Source organism: Synechococcus sp. 60AY4M2 (assembly GCF_002760375.1).
Taxonomy (GTDB): domain Bacteria; phylum Cyanobacteriota; class Cyanobacteriia; order Thermostichales; family Thermostichaceae; genus Thermostichus.
The window spans coordinates 1,546,326-1,561,811 of record NZ_AUMZ01000001.1 but is presented as its reverse complement, the minus strand read 5'-3'; the positions used below and the strand labels follow the sequence as shown (position 1 = coordinate 1,561,811).

At 62.7% G+C, this 15,486-nt stretch carries 13 protein-coding genes; 2 read left to right on the top strand and 11 right to left on the bottom strand.

Annotated elements, in window-relative coordinates; genetic code table 11:
- Window positions 1-101: 101 nt before the first annotated feature.
- Window positions 102-953 carry a DNA-formamidopyrimidine glycosylase gene (locus SYN60AY4M2_RS06820; protein WP_099812575.1) on the bottom strand — a complete coding sequence of 284 codons (852 nt, stop codon included), beginning with the start codon at window positions 951-953 and terminating at the stop codon, window positions 102-104.
- 45 nt (window positions 954-998) lie between these two features.
- Window positions 999-1,220: a photosystem I reaction center subunit IV gene (locus SYN60AY4M2_RS06815; protein WP_011429119.1), complete on the bottom strand. Its 222-nt coding sequence runs from the start codon at window positions 1,218-1,220 to the stop codon at window positions 999-1,001.
- A gap of 279 nt (window positions 1,221-1,499) precedes the next feature.
- Between SYN60AY4M2_RS06815 and SYN60AY4M2_RS06810 the strand changes: the two genes are divergently transcribed.
- On the top strand, window positions 1,500-1,652 hold the full coding sequence (locus tag SYN60AY4M2_RS06810) for a chlorophyll a/b-binding protein (protein ID WP_011429120.1): 153 nt from the start codon (window positions 1,500-1,502) through the stop codon (window positions 1,650-1,652).
- 277 nt (window positions 1,653-1,929) lie between these two features.
- Here the strand turns inward: SYN60AY4M2_RS06810 and SYN60AY4M2_RS06805 are convergent, their stop codons facing one another.
- The 4 genes from SYN60AY4M2_RS06805 to SYN60AY4M2_RS06790 form a co-directional block, all read right to left on the bottom strand.
- Complete coding sequence (locus SYN60AY4M2_RS06805; protein WP_099812574.1) at window positions 1,930-3,600, bottom strand: NAD+ synthase; 1,671 nt, start codon at window positions 3,598-3,600, stop codon at window positions 1,930-1,932.
- Between the two features lie 53 nt (window positions 3,601-3,653).
- Window positions 3,654-5,537, bottom strand: coding sequence for an excinuclease ABC subunit UvrC (gene uvrC, locus SYN60AY4M2_RS06800; protein ID WP_099812573.1), 1,884 nt, complete (start codon window positions 5,535-5,537; stop codon window positions 3,654-3,656).
- A gap of 332 nt (window positions 5,538-5,869) precedes the next feature.
- Window positions 5,870-8,203, bottom strand: a complete 2,334-nt coding sequence (locus SYN60AY4M2_RS06795) for a transglycosylase domain-containing protein (protein WP_011429123.1) — start codon at window positions 8,201-8,203, stop codon at window positions 5,870-5,872.
- A 3-nt stretch (window positions 8,204-8,206) separates the two neighbouring features.
- Complete coding sequence (locus tag SYN60AY4M2_RS06790; protein WP_011429124.1) at window positions 8,207-10,051, bottom strand: serine/threonine-protein kinase; 1,845 nt, start codon at window positions 10,049-10,051, stop codon at window positions 8,207-8,209.
- A gap of 128 nt (window positions 10,052-10,179) precedes the next feature.
- Between SYN60AY4M2_RS06790 and SYN60AY4M2_RS06785 the strand changes: the two genes are divergently transcribed.
- Window positions 10,180-11,097 carry a histone deacetylase gene (locus tag SYN60AY4M2_RS06785; RefSeq protein WP_011429126.1) on the top strand — a complete coding sequence of 306 codons (918 nt, stop codon included), beginning with the start codon at window positions 10,180-10,182 and terminating at the stop codon, window positions 11,095-11,097.
- A gap of 11 nt (window positions 11,098-11,108) precedes the next feature.
- On the opposite strand, the gene SYN60AY4M2_RS06780 is transcribed toward SYN60AY4M2_RS06785, so the two are convergent.
- The 5 genes from SYN60AY4M2_RS06780 to SYN60AY4M2_RS06760 form a co-directional block, all read right to left on the bottom strand.
- Complete coding sequence (locus SYN60AY4M2_RS06780) at window positions 11,109-11,828, bottom strand: Stp1/IreP family PP2C-type Ser/Thr phosphatase (protein ID WP_011429127.1); 720 nt, start codon at window positions 11,826-11,828, stop codon at window positions 11,109-11,111.
- Window positions 11,828-13,531 carry an AarF/ABC1/UbiB kinase family protein gene (locus SYN60AY4M2_RS06775; RefSeq protein WP_240527759.1) on the bottom strand — a complete coding sequence of 568 codons (1,704 nt, stop codon included), beginning with the start codon at window positions 13,529-13,531 and terminating at the stop codon, window positions 11,828-11,830. The genes SYN60AY4M2_RS06780 and SYN60AY4M2_RS06775 overlap by 1 nt, the downstream gene beginning before the upstream one ends.
- Before the next feature lie 29 nt (window positions 13,532-13,560).
- Window positions 13,561-13,872, bottom strand: coding sequence for a DUF6825 family protein (locus tag SYN60AY4M2_RS06770; protein WP_011429129.1), 312 nt, complete (start codon window positions 13,870-13,872; stop codon window positions 13,561-13,563).
- A 139-nt stretch (window positions 13,873-14,011) separates the two neighbouring features.
- A complete protein-coding gene (locus SYN60AY4M2_RS06765; RefSeq protein WP_011429130.1) occupies window positions 14,012-14,737 on the bottom strand; it encodes a phycobilisome rod-core linker polypeptide in 726 nt (241 codons plus the stop codon).
- A 42-nt stretch (window positions 14,738-14,779) separates the two neighbouring features.
- The gene (locus tag SYN60AY4M2_RS06760) at window positions 14,780-15,421 is read right to left on the bottom strand and encodes a HEAT repeat domain-containing protein (protein ID WP_099812571.1); all 642 of its coding nucleotides are present in this window, start codon (window positions 15,419-15,421) and stop codon (window positions 14,780-14,782) included.
- Window positions 15,422-15,486 lie beyond the last annotated feature (65 nt).

The window sequence follows — 15,486 nt, the reverse complement described above, 5'->3', positions numbered from 1 at the left end:
CTCCGTCCCGCTAACGCGAATGGAAACAAGCAGAATGCTATCGCTGCATAGTTGAACAGTGATGTTCAGCAGTGTTCAGCGTAAATGTATCAGATACGCCATCAAGTCTCAACCCGGCCTGGAGGCGGCTGGCAGCGGGGGCAAAAGTGGGCCGAGCGGCCCGAGAGCTTACTCCGCTGAATGGGGGTGCCACAGAGGCGACAGGGATCCCCTTCTCGACCGTACACCCACGCCTGCCCCTGGTAGTTGCCGTTGAGCCCACGCAGATCCCGGTAATCCCGCAGGGTGGTGCCCCGCTGCTCCAGCCCGGCCCGTAACACCTGGATCAGGCTTTCTCGCAGGCGGCTCTTGGCAGCGTCGGAAAGCTGCGCGGCGGGTGTTGAGGGGTGGATGCCGCTCAGAAACAGGGCCTCGTCGGCGTAGATGTTGCCCACCCCCGCCACCAGCGACTGATCCAGCAAGGCGGCTTTGATGGGGCGGCGGCTCTTCTGCAAGGCAGCTTGGAAATAGGCCTCGGAAAAGGCCGGCGAAAGCGGCTCCGGCCCCAAGCTCTGCAGGGCAGGGATCACCGTCTCCGGCTCCACCCCGGCGGGCACCAGCCACATCTGGCCAAAGGTGCGCAGATCAACAAAGCGCAGCTCCCACCCCTGCTCCAAATGCAGCCGGACGCGAGTGTGGATCGGCAAAGGCGCGGATCCCTGAACCCAGAGCAGTTGCCCGGTCATGCGCAGATGCACGCCCAGAACCGCTCCAGAGTCCAGGGATCCCAGAAGATATTTGCCTCGCCGCTGCCACTGGGTCAAACAGCTGCCTGCCAGCCCCTGCGCAAACTCGTCTTTGCCGGGGTAGGCCACGGTGCGAGGGAGAAGCACCTCCACCGCCAGGATGCACAGACCCAGGGTGAGGCGCTGCAGATCCCGCCTGACGGTTTCAACTTCCGGCAGCTCGGGCACAGGAAGAGGAAGCCAAAGAGCTTGGTTGAGTTGGCAGGGGCAGCCTTAGCTGGAAGCTTTGGCTTTGGGCTTGGGCTCCTCCACCACTTCCAGCTCATCTTCGCGGAAGTTGTTGGTGTTGATGTTGTAGTAGTTGATCTTGTCGAAGCGGACGATCACCGGGTAGAGAATGCCGCTGGTATCCACCGCCGCAACCGTTCCCACATCCCGATACCAGTAGGATTCTTTCCGCAACACCCGGACTTTGGCACCACGCTGAATCGCCATAGAGGTTCTCTCCATTGACCTGCCCTTCAGATTACCCTAGTCCGTGAGAAGGCTGCGATTTCCGAATTTTTGTAACGGGGATCCCTGTGGCTTCCCTGCAGGTGGGAATCTTCTGGACGCTGGTGCCGCCCCTGCGTTAGGGCAAAGCCCAGCCCCCAAGGCTGCCACTCCCCTGCTGCCGTCGGAAGCGGCTGGTGTTGCGATGTGAAGAAATGCAAACTATACTGAAGGGCAGGTGCTCCTCTTGTAGCCCTTCCCAAGCCCTAACTGGAGGTTTCCATGTCCAACCCCAACTTGTCTGAGCCCAAGTTTGGCTTTAACGAATATGCCGAGCGTCTCAACGGCCGCGCGGCCATGATCGGCTTTGTGTTGGCCATTGTCATCGAAGCGGTGACGGGCCAAGGCGTCGCCTCCTGGCTGGGCCTGATCTAGATCTAGAAAACTCAGCTTGCCGCGCTATGGAGTCGCTCCCGAAGCGGTAAACGCGAGATTCTGGGATCCCTGTGAGCAGAGAGGCAAGCTTGAAAGCCCTGCTCTCTCTGTTTTTTGTTGAGTTGAGGAAAAGCTTTGTTCTGGGGTCTGCCGGCCGGCAGACCCTCATTCACAGAAAACATACCCGCACCCCTACCCCAATCCTTGCAGGAAAAGCGAAACCGGTTGCGCTCTCCCAACCCTCCTCTCCCTCTGGGAGAGGGACCGGGGGTGAAGGTCAACTGATCCCTTCCTGGCGTTTGGCAATGGGCATGCGCCAGCCGGTGCCAAAGGCCCGATCGGTCACGCGCAGGCCAGGGGGAGCCTGGTGGCGCTTGAACTCGGCACTCTGCACCAGGTGCAGCACCTGCTGAACAGTGTCGGGATCAAACCCTTGGGCCACCAGCTCGGCAGCGGATTGGTGCTGCTCGATGTGCCGCTGCAGGATGGCATCCAGCACGTCATAGGGGGGCAGGCTGTCGCTATCTTTCTGGCCGGGCCGCAGCTCTGCCGAGGGGGGCTTGGTGAGGATGGGAAGAGGGATCCGCTCTTGGTGGCGGTTGATCCAGCGGGCCAGGCGGTAGACCCAGGTTTTGGGCACATCGGAGATCACCGCCAAGCCGCCGGACATATCCCCGTAGATGGTGCAGTAGCCCACCGCCAGCTCCGACTTGTTGCCCGTACTCAAGAGCAGCCGGCCAAACTTATTGGAGAGGGCCATGAGCAGGGTGCCGCGAATGCGCGATTGCAGGTTCTCCTCCGCGATGTCGGGGGGCAGGCCGGCAAAGGGCTCATCCAGCAGGTGCTGGTAGCTCTCCATAATTGACTGGATGGGCAGCTTCAGGGTCGGGATCCCCAGGTTTTGCGCCAGTTGGTAGGCGTCCGTCAGGCTGCCGGGACTGGAATAGGGAGAGGGCATGAGCACCCCCAGCACCCGCTCTGGCCCCAAGGCGTCGGCGGCAATGACGGCAGTAACAGCCGAGTCAATCCCTCCCGACAGGCCCAGCAACACCTCGCGAAAGCCACATTTGCTGACGTAGTCGCGGGTGCCCAAAACCAGCGCCTCGTAGAGCTCCGCTTCCGGCTCCGCTGGCCAGCGGGATCCCTGAACTTCCGGGCCTTCCTCAGGAGGGTGAACCAGCGCCTCCACATCTACCATCAGGCAGTCCGGCTGAAAGGCAGCGGCTTGGGCCACCACCCGGCCCCGGCAGTCTAGGGCGCAACTGGCCCCGTCGAAAATGAGGTCGTCGTTGCCCCCCACCTGGTTGACATAGAGGATGGGCAGGGCGTGCTTGCGGGCCAGGGATCCCAGCATTTCCACCCGCAATTTTTGCTTGCCCAGGCTAAAAGGCGAGGCCGACAGATTGATGAGCAAATCGGCGCCGCAGCGGGCCATCTCGTCTACCGGATCCCGGTGGTAGCGGCGGTGCTGCCAGAAGTCACGGTCGTTCCAGATGTCTTCACAGATGGTGAAACCCAGGCGATAGCCGCCGTACTGGACGGGCTGGGGCGGGGATCCCGGCTCAAAGTAGCGGTCTTCGTCGAAGACATCGTAGGTGGGCAGGAGCGACTTCTGGAACCAGTGGCGGATCTGCCCCCCTTCCAGCCAGGCCGCGGCGTTGTAGAGGGGTCGCCCCTCCGGCAGCGGGTTGGGCTGCACGGATCCCACCACCACCGGAATGCTCTCCCGCAGCCGGGCCGCCAACTGCTGCAAAACCTGGCCTACCCTCTCAATCAGGGCCGGGTAGAGCAACAGATCCCGGGGCGGGTACCCCAACAAGGCCAGTTCAGAAGTAATCGCCAGCTCTGCCCCCTTGGCTGCTGCCGCCTCGACCGCCGCACGGATGCGCTCGGCATTGCCGCTAAGATCACCAACGGTATAGTTAAGTTGCAACAGCGCTACCTTCACTTAGCTCCCTTGGTCGAGAATGGCGGACTCCACGATGATACGCCAGCTCAGACTTAGGTTTGGCTAGAGGCGGGTTGCACTGTTGCCGGCAACTCGGTTTCGGCGTCTGGGTGGAAGTAGCGGTAAATCTGGCGGGCCAGCTTGGGGCCAATGCCTGGCACCTGGGCCAACTGCTCTTCGGTGGCCACTTGAATGCGGGCAAGGGAGCGAAACGCCTCCATGAGCAGCTTTTGGCGCTGCTTGCCTAGGCCAGGGATCTCCTCCAGAACCGAAGCCTGTTGGCGTAGTTTCCGCTGCTGGCGATGGTAGGCAAGGGCAAAGCGGTGGGCCTCATCCCGCAGACGCTGCAACAGCAGGCGGGCCGGATCCTGGGGCGGCAGCCGCAGCGGCTCAGGATCCCCGGGCCGAAAGATCTCCTCTTCCCGCTTGGCCAGGGCAAAGACCGGCAGGTGATCCAGCCCCAGCTCTGCCAAGACGGCCATCACTGCTGCCAGTTGCCCCTTGCCCCCGTCGATGAGCACCAAGTCCGGCTGATCCTCGGAAGTCATCTTGCTGAAGCGACGCCGCGCCACCTCGGCATGGCTGGCAAAGTCGTCGGAGTGGCCAGGACGCACCTCGGGGTTGCGAATCCTGTAGCGGCGGTAGTGCTGCTTGGCCGGCAGGCCGTCGATAAACACCACCTGGCTGCCCACCGCATCGGATCCCTGGATGTGGGAGATGTCGTAGGCTTCTAGGCGACGGGGCGGCTCTGGCAGATCCAAAACTTCCGCCAAGCGCTCCAGCGCTGCTGCCTCCCGCTCCGCCAGGCGCTGGCTGCGGGCTAGCTCTAGCTGGGCGTTCCGCTCCACCAGTTCGATTAGCTCGGCTTTGCTCTGCCGCTGCGGGGCAAGGAGGCTGACCTTGCGCCCCTTTTTCTGGCTCAGCCAAGATTCCAAAAAATCGCGATCCGGCAACTCATACTGGGTCAAAATCTCGGAGGGAATTTCCACCGGGTCGCAATATTGGTAATGTTCCTGCAAAACCCGCTGCAAAATAAGAGCCGGGTCGTCGCCGCGGTTTTCGGCCACAAACCCTAGCCGTCCCACCAACTTGCCCGCCCGCACCTGAAACAACTGAATACAAGCCCGCGAGTCGTTCATGGCCAAAGCTATGGCATCGCGGCTGGCGGTAGAGTTGGGCAAAGAGACCTTCTGGGATTGGCCCAGTTGCTCTAGGCCGCGGATTTGATCCCGATAGCGCGCCGCCGCCTCATAGTTTTCTTGCTGCGCTGCCTGGGCCATTTTCTCCTTCAACTCACGGATAAGCTCGTCCGTCTGGCCTTGGAAGATCATCGCCACTTGAGCAACGGTCTTGCGATACGCTTCCGGGCTAATCAAGCCCTGACAGACACCAGGGCAACGCCCGATGTCATAGTTCAAACAGGGGCGGTCCTTGTAAAGCGGCTTGGGGCGCTGGCGCAAGGGAAAAATGCGCTTTACCAGACCGAGGGTGTAACGCAGCAGGCCCACATCGGTATAGGGCCCGTAGTACTTATCTTGATTTTGGTTGAGACGGCGGTGGCGGGTAATGTAAATCTGCGGGTAAGGCTCTGACCACGTAATGCACAAATAGGGGTATTTTTTATCCTCTTTGAGGAGAACATTGTAGGGCGGCTGATAGGTTTTAATGAGATTGTCTTCCAGGGCTAGAGCTTCGCTTTCGTTATCAGTGACGATAAACTCGATCTCGCAAACCTGAACTACCATGCGCTGAATACGAGGAGACAGGTCGCCGGTAAAGCGAAAATAGGATCGCACGCGAGATCGCAACTTTTTGGATTTGCCCACATAGAGAATCTGGTCGGTGGCATCCCGCATCAAATAGACACCAGGTTCGGCAGGAATCTCCTTAAGGCGGCTTTCTAGAACCTCAGGGTTTTGAATCAGAGGGACAGTCATACAGCTTCGCTCCAACAGGCAAAGCCAGGGATCCCAAGGCTTTCATTCAGTGATGACCAAGTCACTCCCATCTTAAAATCATCCCATCGCCCAGTTGGCTGCAGTTCATTTTCTGGCCGGCTAAGTGTAGCTATCACTCGACTGAAAAACCTCCCAAGCGTTTCGCAACGCTGCCGGGCCGCAGCCCTGCCGCCCCTAAGCCCGTTTCCTTCGGGGGAGGAGATGTGACAGACGGTTTCGCGACAGCTTGCAACGCTCCCACCGGGCACTTCCCCCTGGAGAAGGGGGAGAGGTTTTCTGTCAAGTTGTTAGAACTTGTTTGCCAAGGTCGCCTATTGAATGACTTGGCTCATGTAGTTTCTCCAAGTTTGGGCGGCGATGCTGCTGCTGCCGCGGGTGGGGCTGGCGTCGTCGTTGCCCAGCCAAATGCCGGTTACCAGAGGCGGATTGGGCGTGTAGCCGACAAAGAGCAGATCCCTGTTGGCGGTGGTGGTGCCCGTTTTGCCGGCCTCCCCGATCCCAAGGCGGGCGGCGGTGCCGGTGCCGGAGCGGATCACCCCTTGCAATACGGCGGTCATCTGCTGGGCGACGCTCTCCGACAAAACCAGCCGCTGCGAGCGGGGATCCTCGCGACCGGGGTAGATCTCGCGGCAGGTGCGAAAGTCGTCGGGGTTGGCGCAATCGCTGCTATCCAGGATGCGGCGGATGGTGTGGGGCCTAGACCAAAGGCCGCGATTGGCCAAAGGGGCAAAGGCCGCGGTCAGCTCCAGCAGGTTCACCTCCATCGTGCCGAGAACCAGGGAAGGATAGGGCTGTAAGGGGGATTGGATGCCCATTTGCCGCGCCATGGCCACCACCCGCTCCAGCCCTACCTGTTGGGCCAGCCGCAGGGCGATCACGTTTTCGGAGAGGATCAGGCCGCGGGCCAAGTCCATGGGGGCACTTCCCGAGCGGCAGCCCTGAAAGGTGAGGTTGCCCCAAGTAAGCGGCTCACAGGAGAGCACCTGCGACAGCGGGATCCCCTGGCTGAGGGCAGCGGCATAGGCGAAGACTTTGAAGGTGGATCCGGGCTGCCGTTGGGCTTGGGTGGCACGGTTAAAGGGGCTGGCGGTGTAGTCGATCCCGCCCACGAGAGCTAGGATCTCGCCGTTGCGGCTGTCGAGGCTGACCAAGGCGCCTTGGTTGAAGCCCAGGCGGGATCCCACCTCGCGCACCGTTTGGGCCAGGGCCTGCTCCGCCAGCCGCTGGTAGGGCAAATGCAGCGTCGTCTCGATGACGAAGTTGCCCTCTGCCGAGAGATCTTGCCCCAAAAGCTGCCGCAGCTCCTGGAAGACGGTGCTGTAGAAGTAGGGGGCAACTGTCGAGGTCTGGGAGCGCAGGTTGGGGTTGAGGGTGAGGCGGCTGCGCCGGGCCCGCCGAATCTCCTCTTCCGGGAAAACTTTGAGCTCGCTGAGGCGATCCAACACCCGATCCCGGCCCCGCACGGCGGCCTCGTAGTTGGCGACGGGGTTGAAGGCGTTGGGGGCGGGCAGAATGGCGGCCAGGGTGGCGGCTTCGGAAAGGCTGAGCTGGCGGCTGGGGATCCCGAAGTAGAACTGGGCGGCGGTCTCAAAGCCGTAGAGGCCGTTGCCCAGGTAGACGTTGTTGAGGTAGAGGGTGAGGATTTCGTCTTTGCTGTAGCGCCGTTCCAGCTTGAGGGCGGCGACGGCCTCCCGCAGCTTGCGGCCAAAGGTGTTGCCTGAGCCGGTGTAGTCGCGCAAGACGGTGCGAGCCAGTTGTTGGCTGATGGAGCTGCCCCCCTGCTGCACCTCCCCGGAGCGCAGGTTGACCCAAAAGGCGCGGGCAATGCCCAGCAGATCGACCCCGAAGTGGGAGTAGAAGCGGTGATCTTCGGCGGCCACCACCACTTTGGGCAGAATCGGGCCAAAGGCTTCCAGGTTGGGCAGCTCCCGGTAGAGATCCCCCTGGTGGCGGCGCAGCTCGGTTTGCCGATCCCCGGCCAGGACGATCAGGGGGTTGCGATCGGCGGCCAGCGGCGGTTCTACTGAGAACTTGCTCCACTCATGGCCGATCCAAAGCCTCGCCCCCAGCCCCAAGAGCGCCATCAGGATCAGGCAGCCGCGCACCCCGTACACCTGCGGCGGCGGTGGATCCAACACCTGAATAACCACGCTCTCCGGATCCCGGGGCGGGCCAAGGCTGAGTCGCTGGCCGTGGCGCAGGATCACCCGCCGCACCCGCTCGGCGCCGCCAAAGGGCTTGAGGCGAAAGACGCCGTTGGTGGAGTCTTGATCTTCCAGTTGGTAGCGACCAGCGTTCCACCCCAGCCAGTAGAGGAGGGGATGCAGAGGGATCCGCCACCCCAAGCCAGGCAGACGCCAGCCCGGACGCGGGCGAATGCGGGCGTGCAGATGGCTCACCGCAGGGGCGGGGATGCGGATGGTGGCCACCGTCTGGCTGCGACCAAGAATGTCGGATCCCTGCAGGACAAACACCTGGGGAGGCTCTCCTGGGCAGGTGATCTGCAGGCGCACCGGGCGTTTGGGGGGAGGGGGCTCGGCAGGCTTGAGGAGGGCCGTAGGCCCGACCGGAAAGGGCCTCGCCAGGGTCTTGAAGAAGCGAGCGACGGTGCCCCGTAGGGAATTCTTGTCTTCAGAAGCAGACATGGCTCAATCTCCCCGCAATTCGCGCGCGCGGCGCAGCAGCTCCTGCAGGGTCTGGCCGGGACGAGGGCCGGCGGCGGCTGGAGTGGCTCTGGGGGCTGGGCGGGGCTGGGCAACGGGGACGGTGGGCGGGGGATCCCAAACGGCCATGTAGAGGTGGCCCTGGGGGGTGCGCTCGACCACGCCAGACCAGGGGCCGACGCGGAACTGGACGCGCTCAGAACGGTTTTCCCGCACCGCCTGCAGTTCTCGCTGCAACTGGGGGGGCAAGGGGGCCTGCAGCATGTCTTCCAGCAGCCCTTCCGCCTGCGGGGCGGGCACGTCGTCGGCGACGGTGGCCTCGATTTGTTGCAGCGCCAGGCTGGATTCGTCGTAGGTGAGGCTCAAGTTCATGCTGCCCAAGCGGTACAGGTCGTAGACGGTGTTGGGCCGAGCGCCTCGCCCCTGCTGGCTGGGGGATCCCAGGGCGGCCCGCACCACCTCGCGGGAAGTCTGGAGAGGGAAGGCGCGCAACACCGGCCCGCTGTAGGGTTCTAGCTCCGGTGCCGGATCCCGACGGGTTGCGCCCTCGTCCTGCCCAGCACTGCTGCCAAGGATATCCGGAACGAGAACTTCAGGGGCCGTATCGGGCTGCGCCTCCGCTCCTGGGCGCTCATCCTCTAACTCCGTGGCAGCTGGCGAGGGGCGAGAGCCGGAGAGCACCGGAGCCGCAGGGCGCTGCAGCAACCGTCCCAACCCCCAACTCACCAAGGCCAAGCCCAGCAAACTGCCCCCCAAGAAGGGGATCAGGCGGGCCCAGAGCAGGGATCCCCTGTTCTCGCTGGCCATTGTCGGGGGCGCAAGCCGCAGCGTGCCGGCCGTGGCCAGGGGGGGCGCCGAGGGAAAAAGCGGGCCAGAGGGGATCGCTGGAAATTGAAGGGCAACAGCCTGGGAAGCTCCTCTGGGGGATCCCTGCGCTCTGGCTTGGATGCGCTCCAGCTCCGCCAACACATTGGCCACCGTGGGCGGACGGGCGGCCGGATCTTTGGCCAAACAACTGAGGATCAGATCCGACAAACCGGCGGGCAGCGCCAACGGCAGTCCCAGCTCTTCCAAAGGCAGGGGACGCTGCTTGTGGTGGGCCTGGTACCAGCCCGGGAAAGATTCGGTGGTAGGCTGGAGGGGCATCTGGCCGGACACCATCTGGTAGAGCATGATCCCGAAGCTGTAGATGTCGGAGCGGGCATCCAGCGGCAACCCTTCCAGTTGCTCCGGGGAGGAGTAGGCCAGCGTCCCCAGGTAGGCGTGGGTAAGGCTGAGCGACTCGCGGGTGTTGAGCAGCTTGGCAATGCCAAAGTCCACCAGCTTCGCCAGCTCCCCCAAGCTTTCGTCGGCCAGCACGATCACGTTGGCCGGCTTGAGGTCGCGGTGGATCACCTGGATCCGCTGTCCTTCCAGGAGGATCCCTTCGTGGGCTGCTTTGAGCCCCAGGCCAATTTGGCGGGCCAGCCGAAAAAAGCGCTCCAGCGGCAGAGATCCCGTCGCCAGAATGTCCTTGAGGGTTTGGCCGTTGAGGTATTCCATCACATAGAAAGGCACCCCATCGGCAGTGATGCCGTAGTCGCTTACCTTGACAATGTGCAGGCTTTTCTGGCCCAAAGCGGCGCAGGCTTTGGCTTCCCGCTCAAAGCGCAGGCGGGCCTGCTCGTCCATCGCCGGCTGGGAGAGCAGCTTAACGGCCACTTCCACCCCGCCAAAAAGCAGATCCTGGGCCAAGTAGACCCGCCCCATGCCTCCTTGCCCCAGCAGATGGGTCAGGCGATAGCGCTGGGCCAAGAGGCGACCCAAAAAGGGATCCGACGCAGTAAACATAGGGAATCGCGGCGGTAGAGAGAACAGCGCAGAGCCCCCGCAGGGATCCGGCCAGAGTGGGCTACCTCTACCATAAGCACTGGGGCCCCAATAGGCTATGCTCACCCCCGTCGATCCGGTTGCTTGGAATGTCTTTGCCCGTCGTTTACCACCCCGACTACAGCGCCCCCCTGCCGCCGGGCCATCGCTTTCCCATGCCCAAATTCCGCCTCCTGCACGAGCTGCTGCTGCGGGAAGGGGTGATCCGCCCTCAGCAAGTGCATCAGCCGGAACTCCCCCCCCTGGCTTGGATCGAATCGGTGCACACGCCAGAATACGTGCGGGCCTACTGCGAGGGATCCCTGGAGGCCAAACTGCAGCGGCGCATCGGCCTGCCCTGGAGTCCCGAGCTGGTGCAGCGCACCTGTCGCGCGGTGGGCGGCACCGTCCTGACCGCCCAATTGGCCCTGCGCCACGGCCTGGCCTGCAACACCGCCGGCGGCACCCACCACGCCTTTCCCGCCTACGGCTCCGGCTTCTGTATTTTCAACGACCTGGCCATCGCCGCCCAAGTCCTGCTGCAGCAGGGGCTGGTGCAAAAGGTTCTGATTGTAGACCTGGATGTGCACCAGGGCGACGGCACCGCCTGGATCTTCCGCTCCGAGCCGCGGGTGTTTACCTTTTCCATGCACTGCGCCGCCAACTTCCCCGCCACCAAGCAGGCCAGCGACCTGGACGTGCCCCTGCCGGTGGGCCTGGAAGACGAAGCTTATCTGCAAACCCTGGCCGACTACCTGCCCGATCTGTTGGCTCAGGTGCGCCCGGATCTGGTGCTCTATGATGCGGGGGTGGATCCCCACCGCGAAGATCTCTTGGGCAAGCTGGCCCTCAGCGACGAGGGGCTCTTCCGCCGCGATATGCAGGTGCTGGACACCTGCTTAAAGCGAGGCTACCCCGTTGCCTGCGTTATCGGCGGCGGCTACGGCAACGACCTCGCTCAGCTTGTCTACCGCCACTCGCTCCTGCACCGGGCTGCCGGCGAAGTGTACCGGCAATACCGTCTCTAGCTGGCCGCGAACTAGGCGTATTCGGCGATCACCACCGTGATGTTGTCCCGACCGCCCCGCTCTTTGGCCGCCTCGACCAACTGGCAGGCCAGTTGATCCAAATCCTCCACCTTCAGGCAGTACTCGGCGATGACCTCGTCATCTAGCTCTTCGGTGAGCCCGTCACTACACAACAGCAGGCGATCCCCAGGGCGCATTGTAATCGGCTGAACAGCAGGCGGCCCTGCATCGGGGCGGCCCAGGCAGCGCTCGAGAATGTGGCGCCAGGGGTGCATGCGGGCTTGCGCCTGGGTCAACTCCCCTTGGCGAACCGAGCGAGCTACCAAGGTGTGATCCTCCGTCATCTGCTGCATCTCAGATCCGCGGAGGCGGTAAAGGCGAGAGTCGCCGATGTGAGCGCTCCAGCAATTGTTGTTGGGATCCACCAGAGCCACCACCACGGTGGTGCCCATGTCGGCCCGCTCCGGGTTTTCTCGCTGGTCTTTAAGAATGGCCTCGTTGGCCGCTTCTATCGCCTCGCTGAGCAGCTTGGGCGCTGGCACGGTCTGCCAACCCCGCTCAAGGCACTCGCGAATGACCTCGACCGCCAACAGGCTGGCTGTTGCTCCGGCAGCGTGCCCTCCCATGCCATCGGCAACGATGAAGTAACGTCCTTCTGGATCACAGTAGTAGGCATCCTGATTGCTGCTGCGGACCTTGCCTGGATCCGTAGCGCAGGCATATCGTCGCATCACATCAGTGGCTCTGATCCATTTGCCTTTAAGAGTACCCTGACCAGCGCCAAAGCGGCGAGAACGGCCAAAGCCAGGGTGACGATCGCTAAAGTAGCATGCCCAGCCGAAAATAGCTGGGTTGCGCTGAGAAAAAAAGTTGCAAACAACACCGCGTAGATAACTCCCCGTCCGGTGCTGTTCAGCTTGCGCAGCAAACGCTCTGCCTCGCTGGATCGCACCCGCAGGCGTAGCTCCCCCTGTTCCAGCTTGCTCAAGGTCGCTTCAAGACGGCGGGGCAAGCTGAGGCTGCTGCTGGTGAACTCTGCCGCCTGGCGGCTGACCTGGGCTAGCAGAGTCTCCGTCTCCGGTTTGCTGCCGTTCATCAGCTCCTCCGCGAAAGGCTTGGCCACTTCCAGGAAATTGAACTCCGGATCCAAGCTTTTCCCCAGCCCCTCCAACGTGGTCAGGGCCCGCATCACAAAGGTAAAGGTGGCGGGAAAGCGAAACGGCTGATCGTAGGCCAGCTCGTAGAGGTCTTCGCTGATGGCCATCACCGAGATCTCGTCGGAGCTGTTGGAAAAGGGCTTGTCCATGAAGTGATCCAACATGTACTGCACCGAGCGGCGTACTGGCGCCAGATCGGCAGTGGGCACCAACACGCCCAGCTCCACCAGCGAGGCCACCACCAGGTCGGCATTTTTGGCCACCACAGCCGCCAGCATGGCCACCAACTTTTCCTTGATGCCAGGGCGAATGCGCCCCATCATGCCGAAGTCGTAGAAGATCAGCGTGCCATCCGGCTTGACGGCAATGTTGCCAGGGTGGGGATCGGCGTGAAAAAAGCCGTCTTTGAGCAGTTGCCGCAAATAGGCCTCTGCCCCCAAGCGGGCCAAGAGCTTGCGATCCAGCCCCGCCGCGCTCAGGGCTTCGTAGTCGCTGATCTTGATCCCTGGCAGGTATTCCAGCGTCAGCAGGCGGGGGGAAGTGTAGCGCCAGTACACTTTGGGGACGGCAATTTGTGGCATGTCCCGAAAGTTGCGGCGAAAGGTGTCGGCGTTGCGGCCCTCGTTGAGGTAGTCCACTTCCTCCCAGAGGGTGCGCCGACACTCTCCGTAGATGCCGATCCAGTCGCGGCCCGGCCCGCCCCAACGGGTGTGGTACTGAAAGAACTCGGCAATACCGCGGCAGATCTCCAGATCGATCGTGAACAGGCGGGTCAGGCCCGGACGCTGCACCTTGACCACCACTTCTTCGCCGGTCTTGAGCTTGGCCCGATGCACCTGCCCCAAGCTGGCCGCCGCCAAGGGGGTGGGATCGAAATAGCTGTAGATCTGCTCAATGGGCTTGCCCAACTCTTGCTGCACGATGGCTGCCACCTGTTCGTAGCCAAAAGCAGGCACCCGATCCTGCAGCTTGGACAGCTCCTCGACGTACTCGGAGGGGAAGAGATCGGCCCGGGTGGAGAAAAACTGCCCCACCTTGATAAAAGTAGGACCGAGGTGGAGCAGCGTCTCGCGGATCCAGATGGCCCTGGCGCGGCGGCGTTTGGCTTTGCGCTCCGCTGTGGGCTGCCCCCCGTAGCTCCACGCCTGCTGATCCAGCCAGAGGTAAAACAGCCAGGTGAGCACAAATCGCCAAATATCAATGAGGCGGCCCCAGCGGGTGTAGTTTTCTCGGGCCCAACGGTAGGCGGTATAGGGCTTGGCGGGTTCGGATCCCAAAACGGCTCGGGATGGGAGTGTGCTGGCGTTCAAGCGTTTCGACTCCGATACTTCTGCAATTCGGAGCGCAACTGCGCCACCTCTGCCCGCAGGTCGTCTAGGGTTGCCTGCAGGTCTTCTGCCTTGAAGGGGGGTGCCGCCATTTCCTGGGCAGCTAGCGATGCTTCCGCCTCAGCCCGGGCCATGACATCCTGGGCAAAGGTCTGCCAGCCCTCTTGGAGCTCCGCCCACACCTTGCCCACTTCCCCGGCAAGGTCGGCAAGGGTGCTCTCCAGGCGCTCTCGCAGCACGTCGGCCACCGCCTTGCCGACAAAAAAAGCCCGCACAACTGGATTGTTCATGTAACCCAAGTGTTAAGAAGCATCACCCAGATTATAACGAATCTTGCCCCAACCAAGCCGAAGAGCCGATCCACCCGAACGGCGTCGGATGATCGGCTTGAGAGCTTGGCAAGGGCGCAGTGGGTAGGAGGCCCAACCCTCAGCGGCGGTTGGTGGTCATGTCGGGGATCTTCAGATCGAAGACGCTGATGTTTTGCCGCGCTGCCGGCTTGGGATTGAGCATGCGGGCCATGTTGAGGAAGTTTTCCGGATCCCCGGGCTTGGGAGGCCGAGTAATCCGGTAGGTGCGCACCACTTCCCGCGTCGAGCGCTTCACGCCGGAAACATCCCGCCACCGCGCCCCGTAGCGGGGGTTGAGCAAGTTGGTCGGCTTCTCGGAAAGGCGGCGGCGCTGGTAAGGCACCACATCGTCCCCGAAGGCGGCGTTGTACTCCTCACTGTCGACAACGGCGTCGATAAAGCCGTTCAGACCGCGGGTGGCCAGGATGATGGAGTACTTGATGCGCTCCTGCTGGCTGTAGGTGGGCCGGCCCAGGAAGCGCTGGAAGGTGATCTCGACGAAGCGGTAGTTGTCGTTAGGAACCATGACCAGATCCCGGTACACCTCCGACTTGCCCAGGCCACGGATAAACTCCTTCACCGAGATCGCCCCGTTGCGCAGCTGGGACTCCAGCGCTTTTTGCCGGTAGCTCTCCAGCATCAGGTGTTCGCTGAAGATCTGCCGGTAGGCGGCGCGGATGACATTTTCGATGCCCGTCGGGTCGTCGGGGCGATAGGCGGGCGGGGTTTCGTCGCTGGGTACAAAGTAGCGCTCCACCCGCACGCTTTGCGTGGTGGGGCGATCGGCAAGCAGCGGAAGAGTCATAGGTTATGCTCCTGAGGAAACGAAACAACAAAATGGCAGGGGTTATGGATCAGCAGCCAGCTCCTGCTGGCTTAGGCGGGCGCGTAGGGGAATCAAGGGATCCGCATCCTGCAAGGCCATTTGCAGGGCTGCCTCGACGGCAGATCGCAGGGACGCCTCTCCCAGCCGAGCCAAATCCGTCAGGGATCCGACGGCGGCATAGCGAACTCCCCAGTCGGCGTCGCCCAGGCATTGCCGCAACAGGTGCAAGGCTCGCTCTTGATCGGAGAGGGGCCGCCGTGCCGCTACCTGTCCCAGCCCACGGGCCGCCGCTCGCCGCACGCTGGGGGCGAAGTCCGCCACAATGGCTTCCGCCAAAAAGGGGTAGGCATCGCCGTGGCCGATACGGGCCAACGCCCGCACCGAATAGGCGCGCGCCCCATAGTCGAAGCCATCGATGTTGGCCAGCAAAGGCCCTACCGCCGCCTCCCCAAAGCGCAACACCTCTTCCAGCGCGGCCTCCCCCACGGCAGGGCGGTTGAAGCCAAAGGCGCGAATGAGCAGGGGGATCCCTTCCACGTGGCCCAAGGATCCCAGCGCTCTCACCACCCGCAACAGTTCTTCCGCTGAGGTGGCCTGTTCCAGTTCAGCGGCCAGTTGAGCCACAGCAGCGGGAAGCACTTGCGCAGCCGAGGAAGAGGACATAGACAACCCAGAGGCCAAGGTAAGTAAAAAACTAACGAAACATCCAAGCGAGCCAATAGGGGGGG

Coding starts and splice junctions, on each gene's coding strand:
- SYN60AY4M2_RS06770 (WP_011429129.1), bottom strand. CDS start 13,872: ATGAACAATCCAGTTGTGCGGGCTTTTTTTGTCGGCAAGGCGGTGGCC.
- SYN60AY4M2_RS06790 (WP_011429124.1), bottom strand. CDS start 10,051: ATGTTTACTGCGTCGGATCCCTTTTTGGGTCGCCTCTTGGCCCAGCGC.
- SYN60AY4M2_RS06810 (WP_011429120.1), top strand. CDS start 1,500: ATGTCCAACCCCAACTTGTCTGAGCCCAAGTTTGGCTTTAACGAATAT.
- SYN60AY4M2_RS06795 (WP_011429123.1), bottom strand. CDS start 8,203: ATGTCTGCTTCTGAAGACAAGAATTCCCTACGGGGCACCGTCGCTCGC.
- SYN60AY4M2_RS06785 (WP_011429126.1), top strand. CDS start 10,180: ATGTCTTTGCCCGTCGTTTACCACCCCGACTACAGCGCCCCCCTGCCG.
- SYN60AY4M2_RS06765 (WP_011429130.1), bottom strand. CDS start 14,737: ATGACTCTTCCGCTGCTTGCCGATCGCCCCACCACGCAAAGCGTGCGG.
- uvrC (WP_099812573.1), bottom strand. CDS start 5,537: ATGACTGTCCCTCTGATTCAAAACCCTGAGGTTCTAGAAAGCCGCCTT.
- SYN60AY4M2_RS06760 (WP_099812571.1), bottom strand. CDS start 15,421: ATGTCCTCTTCCTCGGCTGCGCAAGTGCTTCCCGCTGCTGTGGCTCAA.
- SYN60AY4M2_RS06815 (WP_011429119.1), bottom strand. CDS start 1,220: ATGGCGATTCAGCGTGGTGCCAAAGTCCGGGTGTTGCGGAAAGAATCC.
- SYN60AY4M2_RS06780 (WP_011429127.1), bottom strand. CDS start 11,828: ATGCGACGATATGCCTGCGCTACGGATCCAGGCAAGGTCCGCAGCAGC.